Annotated in this window: 15 protein-coding genes and 1 pseudogene; 9 read left to right on the top strand and 7 right to left on the bottom strand. The window is 70.5% G+C overall.

The window, feature by feature from the left end:
• Positions 1-178: 178 nt before the first annotated feature.
• The 3 genes and pseudogenes from HEP75_RS09135 to HEP75_RS09125 form a co-directional block, all read left to right on the top strand.
• Positions 179-1873, top strand: a pseudogene (locus HEP75_RS09135) (M14 family metallopeptidase); the annotation flags it as partial.
• 78 nt (positions 1874-1951) lie between these two features.
• The gene (locus tag HEP75_RS09130) at positions 1952-4933 is read left to right on the top strand and encodes a glycoside hydrolase family 3 C-terminal domain-containing protein (RefSeq protein ID WP_185826209.1); all 2982 of its coding nucleotides are present in this window, start codon (positions 1952-1954) and stop codon (positions 4931-4933) included.
• A gap of 64 nt (positions 4934-4997) precedes the next feature.
• Entirely contained in the window at positions 4998-5912 is a 915-nt protein-coding gene (locus tag HEP75_RS09125; protein WP_185816115.1) for an endonuclease/exonuclease/phosphatase family protein, read from the top strand.
• Between the two features lie 27 nt (positions 5913-5939).
• Here HEP75_RS09125 and HEP75_RS09120 read toward each other — a convergent pair whose 3' ends face one another.
• Positions 5940-6557 carry a response regulator transcription factor gene (locus tag HEP75_RS09120; RefSeq protein WP_185816114.1) on the bottom strand — a complete coding sequence of 206 codons (618 nt, stop codon included), beginning with the start codon at positions 6555-6557 and terminating at the stop codon, positions 5940-5942.
• A 46-nt stretch (positions 6558-6603) separates the two neighbouring features.
• Positions 6604-9609, bottom strand: coding sequence for a sensor histidine kinase (locus tag HEP75_RS09115; RefSeq protein WP_185826208.1), 3006 nt, complete (start codon positions 9607-9609; stop codon positions 6604-6606).
• 177 nt (positions 9610-9786) lie between these two features.
• Here HEP75_RS09115 and HEP75_RS09110 point away from each other — a divergent pair, with 177 nt between their 5' ends.
• Both HEP75_RS09110 and HEP75_RS09105 read left to right on the top strand, forming a co-directional pair.
• Complete coding sequence (locus HEP75_RS09110; protein ID WP_185826207.1) at positions 9787-10185, top strand: hypothetical protein; 399 nt, start codon at positions 9787-9789, stop codon at positions 10183-10185.
• Between the two features lie 143 nt (positions 10186-10328).
• On the top strand, positions 10329-10820 hold the full coding sequence (locus tag HEP75_RS09105) for an AraC family transcriptional regulator (protein WP_185826206.1): 492 nt from the start codon (positions 10329-10331) through the stop codon (positions 10818-10820).
• A gap of 60 nt (positions 10821-10880) precedes the next feature.
• Here the strand turns inward: HEP75_RS09105 and HEP75_RS09100 are convergent, their stop codons facing one another.
• The gene (locus HEP75_RS09100) at positions 10881-11492 is read right to left on the bottom strand and encodes a superoxide dismutase (protein WP_185826205.1); all 612 of its coding nucleotides are present in this window, start codon (positions 11490-11492) and stop codon (positions 10881-10883) included.
• 333 nt (positions 11493-11825) lie between these two features.
• On the opposite strand from HEP75_RS09100, the gene HEP75_RS09095 reads away from it, so the two are divergent.
• Both HEP75_RS09095 and HEP75_RS09090 read left to right on the top strand, forming a co-directional pair.
• Positions 11826-12293 (top strand): ribonuclease domain-containing protein, encoded by a 468-nt coding sequence (locus tag HEP75_RS09095; protein WP_185826204.1) that lies wholly within the window; start codon positions 11826-11828, stop codon positions 12291-12293.
• Positions 12290-12790, top strand: coding sequence for a barstar family protein (locus HEP75_RS09090; RefSeq protein WP_185826203.1), 501 nt, complete (start codon positions 12290-12292; stop codon positions 12788-12790). The genes HEP75_RS09095 and HEP75_RS09090 overlap by 4 nt, the downstream gene beginning before the upstream one ends.
• A 457-nt stretch (positions 12791-13247) precedes the next feature.
• On the opposite strand, the gene HEP75_RS09085 is transcribed toward HEP75_RS09090, so the two are convergent.
• Positions 13248-15137 carry an ATP-binding cassette domain-containing protein gene (locus tag HEP75_RS09085; protein ID WP_185826202.1) on the bottom strand — a complete coding sequence of 630 codons (1890 nt, stop codon included), beginning with the start codon at positions 15135-15137 and terminating at the stop codon, positions 13248-13250.
• Between the two features lie 132 nt (positions 15138-15269).
• Between HEP75_RS09085 and dbpA the strand changes: the two genes are divergently transcribed.
• Positions 15270-16646, top strand: a complete 1377-nt coding sequence (gene dbpA / locus HEP75_RS09080; RefSeq protein ID WP_185826201.1) for an ATP-dependent RNA helicase DbpA — start codon at positions 15270-15272, stop codon at positions 16644-16646.
• Positions 16643-17161, top strand: coding sequence for a hypothetical protein (locus tag HEP75_RS09075; protein WP_185826200.1), 519 nt, complete (start codon positions 16643-16645; stop codon positions 17159-17161). The genes dbpA and HEP75_RS09075 overlap by 4 nt, the downstream gene beginning before the upstream one ends.
• A 196-nt stretch (positions 17162-17357) precedes the next feature.
• Here HEP75_RS09075 and HEP75_RS09070 read toward each other — a convergent pair whose 3' ends face one another.
• The 3 genes from HEP75_RS09070 to HEP75_RS09060 all read right to left on the bottom strand — a co-directional run bounded on the left by HEP75_RS09070 (position 17358) and on the right by HEP75_RS09060 (position 22270).
• Positions 17358-17915 carry an adenine phosphoribosyltransferase gene (locus tag HEP75_RS09070; RefSeq protein ID WP_185816103.1) on the bottom strand — a complete coding sequence of 186 codons (558 nt, stop codon included), beginning with the start codon at positions 17913-17915 and terminating at the stop codon, positions 17358-17360.
• Between the two features lie 80 nt (positions 17916-17995).
• Positions 17996-21109: an efflux RND transporter permease subunit gene (locus HEP75_RS09065; protein WP_185826199.1), complete on the bottom strand. Its 3114-nt coding sequence runs from the start codon at positions 21107-21109 to the stop codon at positions 17996-17998.
• A gap of 6 nt (positions 21110-21115) precedes the next feature.
• Positions 21116-22270 (bottom strand): efflux RND transporter periplasmic adaptor subunit, encoded by a 1155-nt coding sequence (locus HEP75_RS09060; RefSeq protein ID WP_185826198.1) that lies wholly within the window; start codon positions 22268-22270, stop codon positions 21116-21118.
• Between the last annotated feature and the right edge of the window lie 10 nt (positions 22271-22280).

Here is a 22280-nt window from a genome sequence, read left to right as displayed (position 1 = left end):
GGCGAATCGAACCGCCCGCCGCGGCCGCGGCGGCGCCCAGGTGCTTTCGCAATCGGCGCGCTGCACGCATCATGGGGGCCTCTCCCGCGACGGTGCCGCAATGATCCGACCCTGGCTGGTCCCCCTCCTGCTGTCGATGCTGCTGTGCAGCATGCCATTGCTGGCCAGCGATGTGGGCCTGTCCACCGAGGCCGAGCGCAGCGGTTTCATGCGTACCGGACGCTACGCGGAGACCATCGCGCTGTGCGACGCGTTCGCGCAGCGCTATCCGCAGGCGGTGCGTTGCTTCGACTTCGGCACCACGCCCGAAGGCCGGCCGATGAAGGCGCTGGCGGTCTCCACCTCCGGCGCGCTGGATGCCGCGACGGCGCAGGCGCGCAAGCTGCCGGTGGTACTGATCCAGGGCGGAATCCACGCCGGCGAGATCGACGGCAAGGACGCCGGCTTCCTGGCGCTGCGCCAGCTGCTCGACGGCCAGGCCGCGCGCGGCGCGCTGGACAAGCAGGTGTGGCTGTTCGTGCCGGTGTTCAACGTCGACGGCCACGAGCGCTTCGGCGCCTGGAACCGGCCCAACCAGCGCGGCCCGGAGCAGATGGGCTGGCGCACCACCGCGCAGAACCTCAACCTCAACCGCGACTACGTCAAGGCCGACGCGCCGGAGATGCAGGCGATGCTGCGCCTGGTCGAGCAGTGGGATCCGCTGCTGTACGTGGACCTGCACGTCACCGACGGCGCGCAATTCGAGCACGACGTGTCGGTGCAGGTGGAACCGCTGCATGCCGGCGACGCCGCGCTGCGCGGCGATGGCCTGCGCCTGCGCGACGGCGTGCTCGCCGACCTGAAGCGGCAGGGCTCGCTGCCGCTGCCCTACTACCCCTCGTTCGTGGTCAACGACGATCCGGCGTCCGGCTTCGAGGACGGCGTGGCCACGCCGCGCTTCTCGCATGGCTATTTCCAGCTGCGCAATCGCTTCGGCATGCTGGTGGAAACGCATTCGTGGAAGCCCTATCCGCAGCGCGTGCGGATCACCCGCAACACCATCGTCTCGGTGCTGCAGCAGGTGGCGCGCAACGGCAGCCGCTGGCGCGCCGACGCGCTGGCCGCCGACGCGCGCGCGCAGCAGCTGGGCGGGAAGACGGTCACGCTGGACTACCGCACCACCGAGCAGTCGCGGCTGGTGGACTTCCGCGGCTACGCCTATACCCGCACGCTGTCGCCGGTGTCCGGCGCGCTGATGACCCGCTACGACGAGCGCACCCCGCAAATCTGGCGGGTACCGCTGCGCGATCACATCGTGCCCAGCGTCGAAGTGGTGGCGCCGCGCGCCGGCTATCTGGTGCCGGCCGCGCAGGCCGCGCTGGTCGCCGCCAAATTGCGCCAGCACGGCATCGCCTTCCGCACGGTGGACGCGGACGCCACGCTGCCTGTGCAGACATTCCGCGCCAACGACGCCAGCTTCGCCGCGCGCTCTTCCGAAGGCCACCAGCGGCTCAGCGTGCAGGGTGCCTGGACACCCGAAACGCGCGCCATCGGCGCCGGCGCCCTGTTCGTGCCGATCGCCCAGCCCAAGGCGCGGTTGCTGATGGCGCTGCTGGAGCCACAAGCGCCGGATTCGCTGCTGCAATGGGGCGAGTTCAACAGCGCCTTCGAGCGCACCGAATACATGGAAGACTATGTGGCCGAGGACGTGGCGCGGCAGATGCTGGCCAGCGACCCGGCACTGAAGGCCGAATTCGAGGCCAAGCTCGAGCACGACGCCGACTTCGCCAAGGATCCGCATGCGCGGCTGGAATTCTTCCACCGCCGCCATTCCTCTTGGGATGCGCAGTACCGGCTGTATCCGGTGATGCGCAGCGACGAAGCGCCGTCCTAGCGCTTCACTGACTCTCCCCTCCCCGACTCCCCCCGATGCGCAATCCCTTCAGCTGCTAGAGAGGCCTCACGCCCCGCTATGAAAACGTTTTCAGGACTCCTTTGCCTGGCGCTCGCGCTGGCCTGGCCGGCCTTCGCCGCGCCTGCGCCCGCGACCGACAAGGACACCCCTACGCTCAGCGTGGTCACGCTGAACCTGTATCACGACAAGCTCGACTGGCCGAATCGGCGCACCCAGATCGTGCAGACCCTGCGCGAACTGCACCCGGACGCGATCGCGCTGGAAGAAGTGCTGCAGCACGACAAGCTGCCGAACCAGGCGCAATGGCTGGCCGAACAGCTCGGCTACGAGTGGTACTTCACCAGCGTCGATCCGCCCGGCAACGCGCAGCGCTACGGCAACGCGCTGCTGACCCGGCGCCCGATCCTGGCGCGCGAACAGATCCGCCTGAACCCGCTCGACGACCGCCGCACCGCCGGGCGCCTGCGCCTGGACGTGGACGGCCGCGCGGTCAATCTCTACGTCACCCACCTGCACTGGACCGAGGCCGGCGGCGCGTTGCGCGAACGCCAGTTGCAGGACCTGCTGGCCTGGGTCGACAGGACCGCCGACGGTGCGCCGTCGCTGCTCGCCGGCGACTTCAATGCCAGCGCCGACGCACCGGAACTGGCCGCGCTGCGCGCCAGCTTCGGCGACAGCTACGGCAGCCTGCACGGCGCCAAGGACCACCGCGGCGACAGCACCTTGAACCCGAAGTTCAACCCGCCCAAACGCATCGACCACGTGTTCTTCCAGCGCGAGCGCTTCGAGCCGGTCAGCAGCCGCATCCTGTTCCAGAAGCCCGACGCCAACGGCGTGTGGGCCTCGGACCACTTCGGCCTGGTCAGCACCTTGCGCCTGGCGCCCAGCGCCAGCGCCGATGCGCAGCGCCCATGGACCGATCGCGCGCTGGCGCCGGACCGCCGCGCCGCGTTGCTGGTGCAGGCGATGACCCAGGACGAGAAGTTCCAGATGCTGCACAGCTACTTCGGCCTGGGCAAGGACGGCGGTCCGCTGCCGCCCGGCGCGCTCGGCTCGGCCGGCTTCGTGCCGGCGATCGAACGCCTGGGCATCGCCGCGCAACAGCTGGCCGATGCCGGCGTCGGCGTGACCAATCCGGGCAACGTGCGCCCCGGCGACCATGCCACCGCGTTGCCGTCCGGCCCGGCCACCGCCGCCACCTGGAACCGCGAGCTGGCCTTCGCCGGCGGCGCCACCATGGGCCGTGAGGCCTGGCAGCAGGGCTTCAACGTGCTGCTGGCCGGCAGCGTCAACCTGCAGCGCGATCCGCGCAACGGCCGCAACTTCGAGTACGCCGGCGAAGATCCGCTGCTGGCCGGGGTGCTGGTCGGCGAATCGATCCGCGGCGTGCAGAGCCAGCGCGTGGTGTCGACGATGAAGCACTTCGCGATGAACGACCTGGAGACCGGGCGCAACACCCACAGCGCCGACATCGGCGAGCAGGCCATGCACGAATCGGACCTGCTGGCGTTCGAGCTGGCGCTGAAGATCGGCGAGCCCGGCTCGGTGATGTGTTCCTACAACCGCATCAACGGCATCTACGGCTGCGAGCACGACTACCTGCTCAACAAGGTGCTGAAGCAGGAGTGGAAGTTCCCCGGCTACGTGATGTCGGATTGGGGCGGCGTGCACAGCGGCTCCAAGGCGGCGCTGGCCGGCCTGGACCAGCAGTCGGCCGGCGAAGTGTTCGACAAGGCGGTGTACTTCGACCAGCCGCTGCGCCTGGCGGTGGCCGGCGGCACCGTGCCGCAGGCGCGCCTGGACGACATGGTGCGGCGCATCCTGCGCGCGTTCATCGCCACCGGCAGCTTCGACCATCCGCCGCAGCGCCAGCCGATCGACGATGTCGCCGGCGGCGACGCGGTGCAGAAGGTGGTCGAGGAAGGCACGGTGCTGCTGCGCAACGAGCGCGACACGCTGCCGTTGCCGCGCACGCTGCGCCGCATCGCGGTGATCGGCGGGCATGCCGACAAGGGCGTGATCGGCGGCGGCGGCTCGTCGATGGTCGGCTTCACCGTCAACGGCGCCAACGCGGTGCCGGGGCTGGCCCCGACCACTTGGCCGGGCCCGGTGATGTTCCATCCGTCCTCGCCGCTGCAGGCACTGCGCAAGGCCATGCCCGAGGCGCAGATCGACTACGCCAGCGGCGACGATGTGGCCGCCGCGGCCAAGCTTGCGCGCGGCGCCGAAGCGGTGATCGTGTTCGCCACGCAGTGGTCGGCCGAATCGGTGGACCTGCCCGACATCAAACTGCCCGGCAAGCAGGACGCGCTGATCGCGGCGATGGCCAAGGCCAATCCGCGCACGGTGGTGGTGCTGGAAACCAACGGCCCGGTGGCGATGCCGTGGCTGCAGCAGGTGCCGGCGGTGCTGGAAGCGTGGTACCCGGGCATCCGCGGCGGCGAAGCGCTGGCGCGGCTGTTGCTGGGCGACGCCAATCCGTCCGGGCGCCTGCCGGTGACCTGGTTGCGCGACGTGGCGCAGCTGCCGCGGCCGTCGATCCCGGGGCTGGGCTTCAAGCCGGCGCAACCGGCCGGCAGCAATGTCGACTATGACATCGAAGGCGCCAACGTCGGCTACCGCTGGTTCGCCGCGCGCGGCCTGGATCCGCTGTACGCATTCGGCCACGGCCTGTCCTACACCCGCTTCGACTACGCCAACCTGAGCGTGCAGGTGGACGGCAGCAGCGTGATCGCCAGCTTCGACGTGCGCAACAGCGGCGAACGCGAAGGCGCCGACGTGCCGCAGTTGTACCTGCGCCTGCCGCAGGGCCACCACACGCCGATCCGCCTGGTCGGCTGGGACAAGCTCACCCTCAAGCCCGGCGAAACCCGCCGCGTCAGCATCGTCGCCGAACCCAAGACCCTGGCCGACTACGACCCGGCGCAGCGCCAGTGGCGCATCGCCGCCGGCGACTACGAACTGGTGCTGGGCCGCTCGGCGACGCAGGCCGCGGCCAGCGTGCCGCTGCGTCTACAGGAAAGCGTGCTGCCGCGCTAAGAAATGCAGCGCCGCGTGTCTGTGTACACGCGGCGCTGAAGCCGCACGTCCTAGCATCCATCGCATGACGCGCACGAGCGGGACCCCACGACGACGGCATCGCCTCGGCTGGCTGCTGCTGGCCCTGGTGACGCATGCGGGCGCGCAAGCGCTGCCCGCCGGCTTGCCGATGCCACCGCCCGCACCGCCTGTGCCCGCGGCCACGCTCAGCGTGGTCAGTCTCAATCTGGAGCAGGACCGCAACGACTGGCCCGCGCGCCGCGTGCGCCTGGTCGATGCGCTGCAACGGCTGCAACCCGATGCGATCGCGCTGCAGGAAGTGCTGCAAACCTCCGAGTTGCCGAACCAGGCGCAATGGCTGGCCGCACAGCTCGGCTACCACTGCCATTTCATCAGCGCCGATCCGCCGAGCCGGCCGCAACGCCGTGGCAATGCGCTGCTGACCCGGTTGCCGGTGCTGGAGGAAGCGGAGACGCTGCTGCATCCGTTCGAGGACTACAGCGTGGCCGGCCTGGTGCGCGTGGACCTGCACGGGCAGCCGGTGAACCTGTACTTCACCCGCCTGCATGCCGAGCGCGATGGCGGCGCCAGCCGCCGCGAACAGGCCGACGACCTGATGGCGTGGATCGACGCCACCGCCGAGGGTGTGCCCTCGCTGCTGGCCGGCGGTTTCTATGCCGCCGCCGACGCGCCGGAGCTTGCCCCGCTGGCCGCGCGCTTCGGCGACAGCGACGCGCGCCTGCGCGGCGCAGGCAACGACACCCCGCGCAACGGCCTGGATCCGCACCTGTTCGCGCTGGCCGCGCAGGCCGACCATGTGTTCTTCGAACGCGACCGCTTCCGTCCGCTGCGCAGCGCGCGGCTGCTGCCGCGCACGCCGGGCGCCGCGCGTGGCGCCGACCCGCGCGGCCTGCTGGTGGCGCTGCAGCCGCTGGATCCGCTGCCGGCAGACGCCGCGCCGCCGTTGCCGGTGCCCTGACCGCGCAGCGCGATGCGGCGCGCGTTTCTACAGTTCGATGATGCCGCGCTTGACCGCGATCGCCACCGCGTGGGTGCGATCGCGCGCGCCGAGCTTGCACAGGATGTTCTTCATGTGCGCCTTGACCGTCTCCTCGGCGATCGACAGCAGCGCGGCGATGGCCTTGTTGGAGTTGCCCGCGGCCACGCTCTGCAGCACCTGGATCTCGCGCGCGGACAGGCTGTCGCCGAGCAGGTGTTCGGCGATGCCCGCGGCCACTTCGGCCTGCACCTGGCGCCGGCCCTGGTGCACCGCACGCACCGTATCGACCAGTTCGCGGCGCAGCCCGCTCTTGAGCAGATAGCCGCTGGCGCCGGCTTCCAGCGCGCGCACCGCCTGCACGTCGCCGCGCGAAGCGGTGACCACCACGATCCGCGCCTGCGGAAATTCCTTGCGCAGGGCGACGATCACCTCGATGCCGCCGAGGCCGGGCAACTGCAGGTCCAGCAGCACCAGGTCCGGACGCAGCGTGCGATACGCCTGCAGCGCCTGCAGGCCATCGGCGGCCTCGCCGACCAGGTGCAGGTCCGGCTGTGCGGCCAGCACCGCGGCCATGCCCTCGCGCAGCAGCGGATGGTCGTCGACGACGAGGATGCGGATCGGCATGGATGGCACCTCGTTCACTTCGGCTCGCTCACTTCGGGTCGCTCACTCAGTCGGTTCCCGGCAGCCACCGGCGCAGGCGGCACCATAGCCGGTTTCGCGCCGGTTCGCGGTAGGCGCGGCGCGCCGGCAGGCGCAGATTGAGTTCGGTGCCCATGCCTGGCCGCGACCACACATCCAGCCGCGCCTCGATGCGCCGCGCGCGCTCCTGCATGCCGGTCAGCCCCCAATGCCCGGCGCGGCCGCCCGCGGCCAGCACCTGCGGCTCGATGCCGCGGCCGTCGTCGCGGAAACGCAGCCGCAGCGCATCGCGGCCGTAGGCGATCTCGACCTCGATGCTGCTCGCCTGCGCATGCCGGAACGCGTTGAGCAGCGCCTCGCGGCCGAGCTGGTACAGCTCGTCGGCGACCAGCGGCTGCAGCGGCAGCGGCGCGCCTTCGACCAGCACCCGCCGCTGCACCTGCGAATCCGCGCCCAGTTCCTCAAGCATGTCGGCGAAGGCGGTGGGCAGCGAGGGCGTGTTCCCGGCGCTGGCGCGCAGGCCCTCGACCCGGTCGCGGCCCTGCTCCAGCGCCTGTTCGGCGCGATCCAGCGTGCTCTCCAGTTCGCGTCGCAACGGCGCCTCGGCCGGCAGCGTGCCCAACGCCGCATGGGTGCGCAGGATCAGTCCCTGGTAGCCCTGCAGCAAGGTGTCGTGCAGCTCGCGGGCGATGCGTTCGCGCTCCTGGTAGCGCTCTTCCAGCCGCAGCCGCAGCCGCGTGGCCAGCTGGCGCATGCGCAGCAGGTACAGCGCCGACAACGCCAGCAGCAGCGCCAGCGCGCACAGCAGCCAGAACGCCGGGGTCTGCACGAAACGCGGCGCGATGCCGAAGCGCAACGTGGCGCCGTGCGTGTTCCAGACCCCGTCGTTGTTGGCGGCGATCACCCGGAAGCGGTACTGGCCAGGACGCAGGTTGGTGTAGAACGCCTCGCGGCGCGCGCCGGCGTCGCGCCAGGCCTCGTCCACGCCGTCCAGGCGGAAGCGGAAACGCATCCGCTCCGGCGAGGTCAGGCTGGTCGCGGTGTAGGCGATCTGCAAACGCGTGGTGCCCTTGGGCAACAGCAGCGGCGCGTCCAGCGGCAGCGGCCGCTCGTTGGCGAACAGCGCGCGCACGAACACCTGCGGCGGCCACGGGTTGCGCCACAGGCGCCGGGTGTCGATCCAGGCTAGGCCCTGGCTGGTGGCCAGCCACACCAGGCCGTCGCCGTCGCGCGCCGCGGTGCCGCTGCGGCTGGCCTGCACCGCCAGGCCGGGCAAGCCGTCGGCGGCACCGTAGTAGGCTGGTTGCAGCGTCGCCGCGGCAGTGCCCAGCGCCGCGTCGAGTTGGCGCCGGCCGATCCGCGACACGCCGACCGCACCGTTGAGCCACAGCTCGCCGTCCTCGCTCTCCGCGATACCGGTGATGCCGCGCAGGCCCGGCGCGCGCGACGGCGGCAGCGTCGCGAAGCGCGCGCCCTGCCATTGCGCGATACCCAGTTCGCCGGCCACCAGCAGCGCGCCGGCGCCGGCATGGATGGTATTGACCCGGCCGACCTGCACGCCGTCGCCGGCCGCGAACGTGCGCACCCGCTCGCCCTGCAACTGCCGCACTTCACCGGACGCGTAGCCGAACCAGTAGCGGCCCTGCGCGTCTTCGGCGATCGCGGTGCAGGTCGCCAGCGGCAGCCGGGTCTGCCGCGTCCATTGCCCGTCGCGGTAGCGGAACACGCCATGTTCGGCGACCGCAATCCAGGCAGCGCCGGCGCGATCGGACAGGAACGCGCGCGCCTGCCGCGGCGCGAACCCGGCCGGCAGCGCGACCGCCTCGCGGCGCCCGTGGCGCAGGCGCACGATGGCGTCGGCACCGAGTACCCAGCCGCTGTCGTGCAGCCGCGCGTACTCCTGCGCCAGCGGTTCGCCGCGCAGCAGCCGCTCGGCCGCGGCGCGGTCGGCGCGGAACATGCCCTGCGGATCGGAGACCAGCACGCTGCCGTCGGGCTGCGCATGCACTTCGACTTCGCCGGCCTGCGCGCCGGGCTGACCGGGCAGCGCCATCACGTTGCGCTGCCGGTAGCGGTTGAGACCGAGCGTGCTGCCGATCCAGACATTGCCTTCCTTGTCCTCCAGCACCGGCGCGGCGTAGTCGGAGGCCAGCCCGTCGCTGCGGCGGAAATGCTCCAGCCGCGGCGCGTGCGGATCGTCCAGCACCACCCGCACCGCGCCGCGCGCCTGGAAGTCGGACAGCCACAGGCTGCCGTCGCGGGCGAAGCCCATGCGCCGTGCCGCCAGGCTGCGCAGCGCCGGCGCGGCGACCTGCGCCGCCGCCGGCAGCAGGGTGCCGTCGGCAGCGGCGATGACGCGGGTGCCGCCACGCCGGTCCGACAGCCAGATGCGGCCGTCCGGGCTTTCGGCCAGCACCGCGTACAGCATGGTGGCGATGCCAGTCGGCTCGAAGCGGCGCGCGCCCGGGCGCAGCCGCAGCACGCTGTCGCCGCTGCTCACCCACAGCACGCCGCGGCGGTCGCGCAGCAGCCAGTCGGCGCGTGCGGACGGATACCCCCAGTCGGCGCCGATGCGCTGCCAATGGCGGCCATCGAAGCGGGCCAGCCCGGCCCAGGTGGCCGCCCACAGCGCGCCCTGCCCGTCCAGTTCCAGCCGCGCCACCGGCCCGGCCGGGAAGCCCTCGGCCGCGCCGTAATTCAGCACCCGGTCGCCTTGCAGCATGCTGGCGCCGCCGTCGAAATAGCCCAGCCACATGCGCCCGTCCGGCAGCACGCTCAGCGCGGTCACGTTCTGCGACAGCAGGTGTGCGCCATGCGCCGGCTCGCGGCGCTCGAAGCGCTCGCCGTCGAAGCGGTACAGGCCGAACCCAGTGGCCATCCACAGATAGCCGTCGCCCGACTGCGCCAGCGCCCACACATCCGCCGGCGCGCCCTGCTCCACCCGCCAGGCGCTGTTGTGCAGCGGCGTCGGCCGCAACGGCGTCGGTGTGCCCGCGGCTAGCGTCGCCGCGAAGGCCAGGCCGAGCACCAGCACGGCGCCCGCCCAAAGCCGTCTTCGCAGACTTCGCACTGCGCTTTCTCTCGCTCGCTAAAGGGAAAAAACCGGATTTTCGGCGGCTGCGCCGACCCCGCCAACGCCCCGATCGAGGGATGTGGCGCTGCCCCGAATACGGCTAGGCCGGCGTGTTGCGCCGGCCTTAGCCTGAAGGCCATGCAACGACTTTACTCCATGTTCCCCGGCGGCAGCGCCGGACTCGGGCTGCTGGCCCTGCGTCTGTTCCTGGCGCTGAGCCTGTGGCCGTCCAGCGCCAGCGGCGCCTGGGCATTGCCGCCGCACTGGCGTTGGCCGGCACTGGTGCTCGCGCTGTTGGCGGCGGCCGGCGCGCTCACCCCGCTCGCCGCCACGCTGGCCTGCGCGGTGCCGGCGCTGGCGCTGTGGCATGGCACCACTGCGGCCGGCAGCGCGCTGCTGGCGGCGCTGCCGGCGCTGGCACTGGCGCTGCTCGGGCCCGGCGCCTATTCGCTCGACGCGCGCTGTTTCGGCCGGCGCCTGCTGGTGTTGCCGCGCGAACCGGCGAAGACCTCGCAGCGGAATCCCCCGAACGGGTGAGCATCCGCTCTGCCGGAATGGGGTGGCCGCGCTGCGGCGCCGGCAGCAGCATGGACAGGTCCCGGAAACGCATCCACGCGCACGCCGCAGGCGCCAGCGGAGATCGCGCGCATGCGGTTCCGGCGCTTCCCAGGAGACACGCCATGCCCCGCCCCCACGCTCCCGCCCCGCGCTCCACCGCCGCCGACGATCCACCCGCTGCCAGCGCCGCCGGCAAAGGCCTGCGCCCGTGCGCACTGGCCCGCGCCCAGCACTACATCGACCACCATCTGGCCGAACGCATCGGCCTGGCCGACATCGCCAATGCTGCCTGCGTCAGCCGCTACCACTTCGCGCGCATGTTCCGCCTGAGCACCGGCCACAGCCCGATGCAATACCTGCTGCAGCGGCGGATCGAACGCGCCCGGCAACTGCTGTTGAGCGGACGCCATTCGGTCAGCACCGTGGCCTACGAACTCGGCTTCTTCGACCAGAGCCATTTCGTCAACAGCTTCCGCCGCGTCACCGGCGCGACTCCGGGCTGGTATGCACGGCACAACCGCGACATCGCCGGTGCCGACACGCCGGGCGCAGTGCCCGACAACGGCGCCGAGCGCGTGCCCGGCACCGCCAGGCTGTGCCTGCCGGCCGCGTGAGCGCACAAAAGGAAAGGCCGGGCGAACCCGGCCTTTCGATCGACGGCGCTGCCGGCGCGATCAGGCGATCGCGGCGTGGTAGCGGCGCTCGACTTCGTTCCAGTCCACCACGTTGAAAAACGCGCCGATGTAATCCGGGCGACGGTTCTGGTACTTCAGGTAGTAGGCATGTTCCCACACGTCCAGGCCCAGGATCGGGGTGTTGCCCTCGAACAGCGGGCTGTCCTGGTTGGCGGTGCTTTCGACCACGATCTTCTTGTCCGGGGTCACGCTCAGCCATGCCCAGCCGCTGCCGAAGCGGGTCAGCGCGGCCTTGGTGAAGGCTTCCTTGAACTTGTCGAAGCCGCCGAGCTGGCTGTCGATCGCCTTGGCGACCTCGCCGACCGGGGCGCCGCCGGCGTTGGGCGCCATCACCGTCCAGAACAGCGAATGGTTGGCATGGCCGCCGCCGTTGTTGCGCACCGGACCCTGCAGGTTCTCCGGCAGCGACTTCAGCTTGGACACCAGCGCCTCGACCGGCAGGTCGGCGTACTCGGTGCCTTCCAGTGCGGCGTTGACGTTGTTGATGTAGGTCTGGTGATGCTTGGTGTGATGGATTTCCATCGTCTGCGCATCGATGTGCGGTTCCAGCGCGTCGTAGGCGTAAGGCAGCTTGGGGAGGGTGTAGGCCATGTGGTTCTCCTGGACTTTCGCCCGCCGGAAGGACGGACGTTGCGTGATGAATGGTAGGGACGACCGGCGACCTTACCAAGGCCGGCGTTGGGGAAACATCGTCCCATCGCGCAGCGGCAGTGCCGGCCGACGCCGCGGATCGGCGGCCACCATGCGCCAGCACCCGGTTAGTCGAATGTGAATCGCGTGTTGCAGCGGCGTCCGCAACGCCGCTGCGATGCCAGGCCGGCTTTGCTTGCAGTGGTTAAGAGCACGAACAGCCGCGCTCGCCCATACTGTGCCGCTGCTGCGCCAGAACGCGGCGCCCGCCGTTCTCGCTGGAGCTTCCCCCCGATGCGCAAGCCCGTGTTACTGATCGCCGCGATCGTGCTGCTCGCCGCCGGGCTGTGGGGCATCCGCGCATTGCAGCAGCCGCCGCATCCGCAGTTCGCGCCCGGGCTCACCCATCCCGCTCCGTTGCTGGCGCCGGCGCAGCCGCCGGCCACGCCGGTTGCGAGCGCTGACACCACCCTGCCCGCGTTCCTGCCGCCCGAAGCGCGCACCACCATCGCCCTGATCCAGCGCGGCGGTCCGTTCCCGCATCGCCAGGACGGCAGCGTGTTCGGCAACCGCGAAAACCGGCTGCCGTCACGCCCACGCGGCTACTATCGCGAATACACCGTCGACACGCCGGGGCTGGAGCACCGCGGGACGCGGCGCATCGTCACCGGCGGCGACCCGCCGGACGTCTGGTACTACAGCGACGACCACTACGCCAGTTTCCGCAGTTTCAGCATCGCCTCCGGGAGGCCGTCGCCATGAACACCTTCAATTTTTCGCTCAACCTGGCCGAGCCGGCCGCATCCGGCGTCTATCGCGTCGCCAACAGCGACCTGGACAGCATCGCCGCGCTCGGCCGCGACGCCGGCCTGCGGCTGTGCCGGATCGACCTGCAGGGCTGCAGCAGCAAGCCGATGCTGCTGATGCGGCTGGCTGCGCAGCTGGACTTCCCGATCGGCTTCGGCCGCAACTGGGATGCATTGATGGACGGCCTGCGCGACCTGTCGTGGCTGCCGGCCAAGGGCGGCTATGCGCTGCTGCTGGAAGACGCGGCCGAACTGCAATCGGTGGCGAAGAAGGATTTCGACGTGCTGCTGGAACTGCTCGACGACGTGGCCAAGGAATGGGCCCAGGACGGCATCGCCTTCGTCGCTTTCGTCGGCCTGCTGACCGGCGACGAAGCCGAGACCGATGAGCGCGACAGCCAGGCCGATGACCTGGACGAAGACGAAGACGACGAAGAAGCCGCTTCGCGATGAGCGAAGCGCCGGCCCCGCAGTCGCGCGGCTGGCGCCTCTTCGCTACTGGGTCCCGCCCACAGCGCACCCGGCACGCTGGCCGCGAGACGTTGTAGGAGCGGCTTCAGCCGCGACAAACGAAGCGGCGAAGCCACCGTAACCGGACCGCGTCGGGACTGAAGTCCCTCTCACAATGCACCCAGCACGCTGGCCGCAAGATCTTTGTAGGAGCGGCTTCAGCCGCGACAAACAAAGCAGCGAAGTCACCGCAGCCGAACCGCGTCGGGACTGAAGCCCCTCCCACAGTGCACCCAGCGAGCTAGCCGCGAGACTTTGTAGGAGCGGCTTCAGCCGCGACAAACGAAGCGGCGAAGTCACCGCAACCAGATCGCGTTGGGACTGAAGTCCCTCCTACAGTGCGCCCGTCCATCCAAGGGCGAGCGCCTGTAGCAGAGAACCCCCCGCCAACCAGCGCCGTTTACGCGTCCAGCTCGCTCCAGCGCGCATAGGCCGCGTCCAGTTCGGCCTGCGCCTGGGTCAGCGCCTGCGTATGCGCGGTCACCGCCGCCGCATCGCGCTGGTAGAACGAGGACTCCGTCATCGCCGCGGTCAATGCCGCGACCTGCTGCTCCAGGGTCTCGATCCGCGCCGGCAACTGCTCCAGTTCGCGCGCATCCTTGTAACTGAGCTTGCGCTTGGCCGCCGGCGCCGCGGCAGCGGCAACCGCCGGCGCGGTCGCCGCCGCAGTGGCCGAGGCCTTGGCCACCGCCATCGCGCTGGCCGGCGGCGCGGCGCGCTGCCGCACCCAGTCGCTGTAACCACCGACGTACTCGCCGATGCGGCCGTCGCCTTCCATCACCATGGTCGAGGTCACCACGTTGTCGATGAAGTCGCGGTCGTGGCTGACCAGCAGCAAGGTGCCGGTGTAGTCGCCGAGCAACTCTTCCAGCAGCTCCAGCGTCTCCACGTCCAGGTCGTTGGTCGGTTCGTCCATCACCAGCAGGTTGGACGGCTGTGCGAACAAGCGCGCCAGCAACAAGCGGTTGCGTTCGCCGCCGGACAGGCGGGTGATCGGCGCGCGGGCGCGCTCCGGAGTGAACAGGAAATCCTGCAGATAGCCGTGCACGTGCTTGCGCTTGCCGTTGACCTCGATGAAGTCGCGGCCCTCGGCGACGTTCTCGATCGCGCTCCAGTCCTCGCGCAAGGTGGCGCGGTACTGGTCGAAATAGGCCACCTGCAGGTTGGTGCCGGTGCGCACCTCGCCGCTGCCCGGGGTCAGCTCGCCCAGCAGCAGCTTCAGCAGCGTGGTCTTGCCGCTGCCGTTGGGGCCGATCAGGCCGATACGGTCGCCGCGCAGGATGGTGCTGGAGAAATCGCGCACCATGGTCCGCGCACCGAAGGCGAAGCTCAGCTCCTTGGCCTCGATCACCTTCTTGCCCGAGGACTCGCCCTGCGCCGCCTCCATGCGCACATTGCCGCCGAGCTCGCGGCGCTGGGTGCGCTCGTTGCGCATCGACTCCAGGCGCCGCACGCGGCCTTCGTCGCGGGTGCGGCGCGCCTTGATGCCCTGGCGGATCCACACTTCTTCCTGCGCCAGCATCTTGTCGAAGCGCGCATTCTCCTGCGCCTGCGCGTTGAGCCGCTCCTCGCGGCGGCGCTCGTAGTTGGCCCAGTCGCCCGGCCAGCTGGTGACCTGGCCGCGGTCGATCTCGACGATGCGGGTGGCCAGGGCGCGCAGGAAGCGCCGGTCATGGGTGACGAACACCACGCTGCCGTTCCAGCCTTTCAGGAACAGTTCCAGCCAGTCGATCGCCTCGATGTCCAGGTGGTTGGTCGGCTCGTCGAGCAACAGCAGGTCCGGCGCCGACACCAGCGCGCGCGCCAGCAGCACGCGCCGCTTCATGCCGCCGGACAGCCGCGCGAACTCCGCGTCGCCGTCCAGGTCGAGCCGGGTCAGGGTCTCGTTGACCCGCTGGTCCAGCGCCCAGCCGTTGGCGCCGTCGATCTTGGACTGCACCGCGCCCAGCGCATCGCCGTCGAATTCGGCGGCATGGCTGAGCCGGTGGAACTCGGCCAGCCAATGGCCGAGTTCGCCCAGGCCGTCGGCGACCACGTCGAACACGCTGCCGGCGGCGCCGTGCGGCACCTCCTGCTCCAGCCGCGCGATGCGCACGCCCTGCTGGACGCGGATCTCGCCGTCGTCGGGCTTGAGCTCGCCGGCGATCAGTTTCATCAAGGTCGATTTGCCGGCGCCGTTGCGGCCGATCAGGGCGATACGCTCGCCCGGCTCGATCGACAATTCGGTCTTTTCCAGCAACAAGGGGCCGCCGACGCTGTAGTCGACGTTCTGTAGGGTGATAAGAGGCATGGGGGGAATTGTACGGGACTCGGGACTCGGGACTCGGGACCAAGAGCGCAGCCGGCCGCGGTTGGCGCCGCGCATTGCTCTGGATTTGCCGAGTCCCCGGTCCCGAGTCCCAAGTCCCGGCTAAAATGCGCCATGAACGATTTCGACACCCTGTCCCTCTCCCCGGCGCTGGCGCCGGGCATCGACGCGCTCGGCTACACCACGATGACCCCGGTGCAGGCGCAGAGCCTGCCGCCGATCCTGGCCGGCCAGGACGTCATCGTGCAGGCGCCCACCGGCAGCGGCAAGACCGCGGCGTTCGGCCTGGGCCTGCTGCACAAGCTGGATCCGGCGCTGACCCGCGCGCAGGCGCTGGTGCTGTGCCCGACCCGCGAACTGGCCGACCAGGTCGGCAAGCAGCTGCGCAAGCTGGCCACCGGCATTCCCAACATGAAGCTGGTGGTGCTGACCGGCGGCATGCCGCTGGGCCCGCAGCTGGCCTCGCTGGAAGCGCACGACCCGCAGGTGGTGGTCGGCACGCCCGGGCGCATCCAGGAGCTTGCGCGCAAGCGCGCGCTGCACCTGGGCGGCGTACGTACGCTGGTGCTGGACGAGGGCGACCGCATGCTCGACATGGGCTTCGAGGAACCGATCCGCGAGATCGCCAGCCGCTGCGACAAGCACCGCCAGAGCCTGCTGTTCTCGGCCACCTTCCCCGACGCGATCCGCACCCTGGCCCGCGAGCTGCTGAAGGAACCGGCGGAAATCACCATCGAGGGCGCCGACAGCGCGCCGGAGATCGAGCAGCAGTTCTTCGAAGTCGACCCCACCTACCGGCAGAAGGCGGTGGCCGGGCTGCTGCTGCGCTTCACCCCCGAGTCCAGCGTGGTGTTCTGCAACACCCGCAAGGAGGTCGACGAAGTGGCCGGCTCGCTGCAGCAGTTCGGCTTCTCGGCGCTGGCGCTGCACGGCGACATGGAACAGCGCGACCGCGACGAAGTGCTGGTGCGCTTCGTCAACCGCAGCTGCAACGTGCTGGTCGCCAGCGACGTGGCCGCGCGCGGGCTGGACGTGGAAGACCTGGCGGCGGTGCTCAACTACGAACTGCCGACCGATACCGAAACCTACCGTCACCGCATCGGCCGCACCGCGCGCGCCGGCAAGCGCGGCCTGGCGCTGAGCCTGGTGGCGTCGCGCGAGCTGCCGCGCGCGCAGGCGCTGGAGGCCGAACAGGGCCAGCCGCTGCGCTGGTCGCGCGCGCCGCTGGCCACCGCGCGCCCGGCGCAGTTGCCGCAGGCGGCGATGGTCACGCTGCGCATCGACGGCGGCAAGACCGACAAGCTGCGCGCCGGCGACATCCTCGGCGCGCTGACCGGCGACGCCGGCCTGTCGGGCGCGGCGATCGGCAAGATCGCGATCTACGCGACCCGCTCCTACGTCGCCATCGCCCGCGAGCACGCCGGCCGGGCGCTGGGCCAGCTGCAGGCAGGCAAGATCAAGGGCCGCCGGTTCCGAGTCAGCAAGCTGTGACCGCGCTGGCGCGGATCCTCGCCTCGCTGGAGGAGGACGAGGACGGCAGCGCCTGGAGCGCCGAGGTGCCGGTGCGCTGGCTGCAACACGACTGCAGCTTCGTTCTCGAAGACTATGCCGCCGATGCGGCGCAGGCCGACTTCGGTGCCGCCATCGCCGCGTTCCTGCGCATCGAGCAGGCGGTGCTGGATGCCGCCGCAGCGGACGTGTTCGGCTACTACCGGCGCATGCACGCCTTGCATGCGCAACACGGCCTGCCCTCGCCGCGCATCGATAGCCCGGCGCAGGTGTGGCAGCACGTCCAGTTCGGCAACGAGGCCTATGCCAGCCGCTATCGCGATGGCCGTATCCGCATCAGCCTGGAATGCAATTGCGATTGGGAACAGGAACACGGACTGCAACTGGTGTTCACCCACGAGGGACGGATCTGCAAGGTCGGCCCGTTCGATGGGCACCTGAGCCACGCCGACGCCTACGCCGACCCCAGCCTGGAAACGGTGGTCTACCCGCACTGATGCGGCGTCGTGCGGCGGCCATGATCGCGGCATAGCCCCCGTCGATGGCCGGTCGCCAGTCGGCGATCGGCCGCGAGGCGCACCCGACTTCGGCGCTTCGACCTCGACCCGCTCAGCGCAGCCGCACGATCCGCGACCACTGCCGCGGCGGATGCGCGCCGCCCGCTACGACAGCATCCGTCTGCACCGGCCCGCCCTAATACGTCAGCGTCGCCAACAGCGGCACTTCATCGCTCCAGCGCTCGCGCCCCTGCAGCGCCTGCAGTTCGACCAGCACCACCGCACCGACGATCTCCAGCTGCAGTTGCCGCACTAGCGACAGCGCCGCACGCAAGGTGCCGCCGGTGGCGAGCACGTCGTCGACGATCAGTACCCGCGCGCCGGCCGGCAGCGCGTCGGCGTGCATCTCGATGCGATCGCTGCCGTATTCCAGCGTGTAATCCTGGGTCACCGTCTTGCCCGGCAGCTTGCCCGGCTTGCGGATCGGCACGAAACCGGTGCGCAGTTCGTGCGCCAGCGCCGCACCCAGGATGAAGCCGCGCGACTCGATGCCCAGCACCGCGTCCAGCGGCGTGGTGCGCCAGGGACGCGCCATTTCGTCCAGCGCCGAGGCGAAATCCGGGCCGTCGGCAAGCAGCGGGGTGATGTCCTTGAACACGATGCCCGGCTTCGGAAAATCGGCGATATCGCGGATGCGGCCGGACCAGTGGGCCGGCGCGTCGCTGGGCGCGCCGCAGCAGGAGGAATCGTTCATCGGGACATCGCAGCGTGGGGAAGCGCCCATTTTAGGCGCAATGCGGCGCCGCGCAGCGGCACCGCAGCGCCGTCTACGGCCTACCCGGCCTGCGCGTCCGCCGCCCGGCCATGCAGCAGGCGCCGCACCAGCACGAAGAACAGTGGCACCAGCAGCACCGCCAGCAGCGTGCCCGAGAGCATGCCGCCGATCACGCTGACGCCGATCTCGCGGCGGCTGGCCGCGCCGGCGCCGGTGGACAGCGCCAGCGGCAGCACGCCGGCGACGAACGCCAGCGAGGTCATCACGATCGGCCGCAGGCGCAGCCGCGCGCCTTCCAGCGCCGCCTCCAGCAACGGCCGCCCGGCGCGCTGCTCGGCCTCGGCGAACTCCACGATCAGGATCGCGTTCTTCGCCGACAGGCCGATCGTGGTCAGCAGGCCGACCTGGAAATAGATGTCGTTGACGAAGCCGGCCAGGGTGGTCGCGGTGACCGTGCCGAGCACGCCCAACGGGATCACCAGCAACACCGCCACCGGGATCGACCAGCTCTCGTACAGCGCCGCCAGGCACAGGAAAATGAACACGATCGAGGCGGTGTACAGCCACAGCGTCTGGTTGCTCGACAGCTGCTCCTGGTAGGACAGGCCGCTCCACTGCAGGTCGAAGCCCTTCTGTTTGGCGACCAGCGCCTGCATCCGCTGCATCGCCTCGCCGGAACTGCTGTCGGCCGCGGCCCCGCCCTGGATCTGCGACGCCGGCAGGCCGTTGAACCGCTGCTGCAGCTGCGGCCCGCGGGTCCAATGGGTGCTGGCGAAACTGGCGAACGGCGCCATCTGCCCGTCCTTGCCGCGCACGTACCACTGGCCGATGTCTTCCGGCAGCGAGCGGTACGGCGCATCGCCCTGCACGTAGACGCGCTTGACCCGGCCGCGGTCGATGAAGTCGTTGACGTAGCTGCCGCCCCATGCCGTGGACAGCGTGGCATTGATGTCGCTCTGCGCCAGCCCCAGCGCGCTGGCCTGGGCCTGGTCGATGTCCACCTGCAGCTGCGCCTTGTCGCCCAGCCCGTTGAGCCGCACCGCGGTCAGCTGCGGATCGTCGCCGGCCTCCTGCAGCACCTGCTGCTGCGCCTTCAGCAGGGCCGGACGGCCGGCGCCGTCGCTGTCGCGGATCCACAGCTCGAAGCCGCTGGACTGGCCCAGGCCGCGCACCGCCGGCGGCGACAGCACGCTGATCTTGGCATCGGCGGTGCCGCGGAAATACTTGTTGGCGCGGTCGATGATCGCTTGCGCGGTGTTGTCGCGGTTGCGCTCGCCCCAGGGCCGCAGCGCGACGAAGGCCTGGCCGGCGTTCTGCCCGGTGCCGGCGTTGTTGCGGCCGATCACCATGAACACCGCGGTGATGTTGTCCTTCTCGTGGGCCATGAAGTAATCGTTGATGCGCCGGCCCAGCGCCTCGGTCTTGGCCAGCGGCGTGCCCTCGGGCGTGGTGAACTGGATCTGCACCTGGCCCTGGTCTTCCACCGGCAGGAAGCCGGTGGGCATGCGCGCGTACAGCGCCGCCATCGCCAGCACGATCACCACGTACAGCGCCATCCAGCGCCGCGGCTGCCGCAGCAGCGTGCCGAGCCGGCGCTGGTAGGCGTGCTGGCTGCGCTCCACGCCGCGGTTGAACCAGCGGAAGAAGCGTCCGAGCTGGCGCTCCTTTTCCACCGGCTTGAGCAGGGTCGCGCACAGCGCCGGGGTCAGGGTCAGCGCGACCAGCGCCGACAGCGCCATCGCCGAGGCGATGGTGATCGAGAACTGGCGGTAGATGATGCCGGTGGAGCCGCCGAAGAACGCCATCGGCAGGAACACCGCGCCCAGCACCACGGTGATGCCGATCAGCGCGCCGGTGATCTCGCCCATCGATTGCTCGGTCGCCTCGCGCGGCGGCAGATGCTGCTCGTGCATGATCCGCTCGACGTTCTCCACCACCACGATCGCATCGTCCACCAGCAGGCCGATCGCCAGCACCATCGCGAACAGGGTCAGCGTATTGATGGTGAAGCCGGCCGCGGCGAGGATGCCGAACGTACCCAGCAGCACCACCGGCACGGTGATCGCCGGGATCAGCGTGGCGCGGCCGTTCTGCAGGAACAGGAACATCACCACCACCACCAGCACGATCGCCTCGATCAAGGTGTGCACCACGCCTTCGATCGAGATCCGCACGAACGGCGTGCTGTCGCGCGGGTAGGCGACCTCCATGCCCGGCGGGAAGGTCGGCTTGAGCCGCTCGATGGTGGCGCGCACCGCGTCGGACGTGGCCACCGCGTTGGCGCCGGAGGACAGCGTCACCGAGAAGCCGGACGCCGGATGGCCGTTGAGCGTGGCGCTGTTCTGGTAGTTCTCCGCGCCGATCTCCACCCGCGCCACGTCGCCCAGGTGCACGCTGGAGCCGTCGGCCTGGGTGGCCAGGATGATGGCGCGGAACTGCTCGGCGGTCTGCAGCCGCGACTGCGCGGTCACCGTGGCGTTAAGCTCCTGGTCGGCGCCGGTGGGCAGCGCGCCGAGTTCGCCAGCGGTGACCTGGGTGTTCTGCGCCTCGATCGCGCTGCGCACGTCGCCAGGCATCAGGTTGTAGGCGTTGAGCTTGTGCGGGTCCATCCACACGCGCATCGCGTACTGCGCGCCGAACACGTTGATCTCGCCGACGCCGTTGATGCGGCTGATCGGATCCTGCAGGGTGCTGATCAGGTAGTCGGAGATGTCGACATTGTCCAGCCGGTCGGTGCTGTCGTACAGCGCCACCGCCATCAGGCTGTCGCCCTGCGACTTGGACACGGTCACGCCCTGCTGCTGCACTTCCTGCGGCAGGCGGTTGAGCGCCTGGTTGACCGCGTTCTGCACCTGCACCTGGGCGATGTCGGGATTGGCGGCCTGGTCGAAGGTGATGCTGATCCGCGCCTGCCCGGACGAGGAACTGGTCGAGGAGAAGTACAGCAGGTGGTCGATGCCCTTGATCTGCTGCTCGATCACCTGGGTGACGCTGTCCTCCACCGTCTGCGCCGAGGCGCCGTTGTAGGTGGCGGTGACGTTGACCCCGGGCGGGGCGATGTCGGGATACTGCTCCACCGGCAGGGTGAACACGGCGATGGCGCCGGCGGCCATGATGCAGATCGCCAGCACCCAGGCGAAGATCGGGCGGGCGATGAAGAAGCGCGCGAGCATGCCGGCTCAGCCTTTGCCGGCGGCAGCGGCGGCCGGCTTGACCGTGACCTTGGCGCCGTCGCTCAGTCCCTGCCGGCCCTCCACCACCACCCGCTCGCCGGGCTTGAGCCCGTCGCCGACCAGCCAGCGGTCGCCGACCGCACGCAGCGTGGTGAACTGGCGCTGGCGCACGATGTTGTCGGTGCCCACCACCCAGGCCTGCGCATCGCCGCGCGGGGTGCGGTCCACCGCCGCCTGCGGCACCAGCAGCGCCTGCTGGCGGATGCCCTGGCCGACGATCGCGCGCACGTACATGCCCGGCAGCAACTGCGCGTCGGGATTGGGGAAGCGCGCGCGCAGGGTCACGCTGCCGGTGGTTTCCTCCACGTCGATGTCGGCGAACTGCAGCGTGCCCGGCAGCGGATAGTCGCTGCCGTCGGACAGCTTCAGCCGCACTTCGGCGGTCGCCGGCTGCACCCCGCCGTCGGCGATCGCGCGGCGCAGCGCCAGGAACTGGCTACCGGACTGGGTGATGTCCACGTTCATCGGGTCCAACTGCTGGATCTTGGCGATCGCATCGGCCTGGCTGGCGGTGACCAGCGCGCCCGGGGTCACCCGCGCGCGGCCGATGCGGCCGCTGATCGGCGCCTCCACCGTGGCGAAGCGCAACTGAGTGCGCGCGGTGTCCAGCGCGGCGCGGTTGGCGTCGCGGCTGGCCAGCGCTTCCTTGTAGGTGGCCTGGGCGTCGTCCACGTCCTGCTGCGCGGCCAACCGGGTCTTGCCCAGCTCGCGATAGCGCTCGGCGCGCAGCTTGGCGGTCGCCAGCGTGGCCTGGGCGGTGGCCAGATTGGCCTGCGCCTCGTTGGCCGCGGCCTGGTACAGGACCGGCTCGATCTGGAACAGCGGCTGCCCGGCGTGCACCAGCGCGCCCTCCTCGAACAGCCGCTTGCGCAGGATGCCGCCGACCTGCGGGCGCACTTCGGACTCTTCGGAGGCGGCGGTGCGCCCGGCCAGTTCCGCGCTGAGCGGCACGCTTTGCGGCTGCAGGGTTACCACCCCCACGGTCCTGGCCTGCGCCGGCGGCGCGGTGCGCTCGCCCTTGCAGCCGGCGAGCGTGACGAGGGCGACGGACAGCAGCAACGACAGCGTGCGGCGGGAACGCTGGACAAAAGGCGCGGGCATGCGCTTGATC

It is taken from the genome of Xanthomonas sp. SI (genome assembly GCF_014236855.1).
Lineage (GTDB): Bacteria > Pseudomonadota > Gammaproteobacteria > Xanthomonadales > Xanthomonadaceae > Xanthomonas_A.
The sequence above is the reverse complement of the archived record's forward strand: the minus strand, read 5'-3'. Positions and strand labels throughout refer to the sequence as shown.

Excerpts from the sequence above, each read along its gene's own strand:
- HEP75_RS09060 (WP_185826198.1), bottom strand. The coding sequence starts at position 22,270 with ATGCCCGCGCCTTTTGTCCAGCGTTCCCGCCGCACGCTGTCGTTGCTG.
- HEP75_RS09110 (WP_185826207.1), top strand. The coding sequence starts at position 9,787 with ATGCAACGACTTTACTCCATGTTCCCCGGCGGCAGCGCCGGACTCGGG.
- HEP75_RS09090 (WP_185826203.1), top strand. The coding sequence starts at position 12,290 with ATGAACACCTTCAATTTTTCGCTCAACCTGGCCGAGCCGGCCGCATCC.
- dbpA (WP_185826201.1), top strand. The coding sequence starts at position 15,270 with ATGAACGATTTCGACACCCTGTCCCTCTCCCCGGCGCTGGCGCCGGGC.
- HEP75_RS09120 (WP_185816114.1), bottom strand. The coding sequence starts at position 6,557 with ATGCCGATCCGCATCCTCGTCGTCGACGACCATCCGCTGCTGCGCGAG.
- HEP75_RS09095 (WP_185826204.1), top strand. The coding sequence starts at position 11,826 with ATGCGCAAGCCCGTGTTACTGATCGCCGCGATCGTGCTGCTCGCCGCC.
- HEP75_RS09100 (WP_185826205.1), bottom strand. The coding sequence starts at position 11,492 with ATGGCCTACACCCTCCCCAAGCTGCCTTACGCCTACGACGCGCTGGAA.
- HEP75_RS09125 (WP_185816115.1), top strand. The coding sequence starts at position 4,998 with ATGACGCGCACGAGCGGGACCCCACGACGACGGCATCGCCTCGGCTGG.
- HEP75_RS09130 (WP_185826209.1), top strand. The coding sequence starts at position 1,952 with ATGAAAACGTTTTCAGGACTCCTTTGCCTGGCGCTCGCGCTGGCCTGG.
- HEP75_RS09085 (WP_185826202.1), bottom strand. The coding sequence starts at position 15,137 with ATGCCTCTTATCACCCTACAGAACGTCGACTACAGCGTCGGCGGCCCC.
- HEP75_RS09065 (WP_185826199.1), bottom strand. The coding sequence starts at position 21,109 with ATGCTCGCGCGCTTCTTCATCGCCCGCCCGATCTTCGCCTGGGTGCTG.
- HEP75_RS09105 (WP_185826206.1), top strand. The coding sequence starts at position 10,329 with ATGCCCCGCCCCCACGCTCCCGCCCCGCGCTCCACCGCCGCCGACGAT.
- HEP75_RS09070 (WP_185816103.1), bottom strand. The coding sequence starts at position 17,915 with ATGAACGATTCCTCCTGCTGCGGCGCGCCCAGCGACGCGCCGGCCCAC.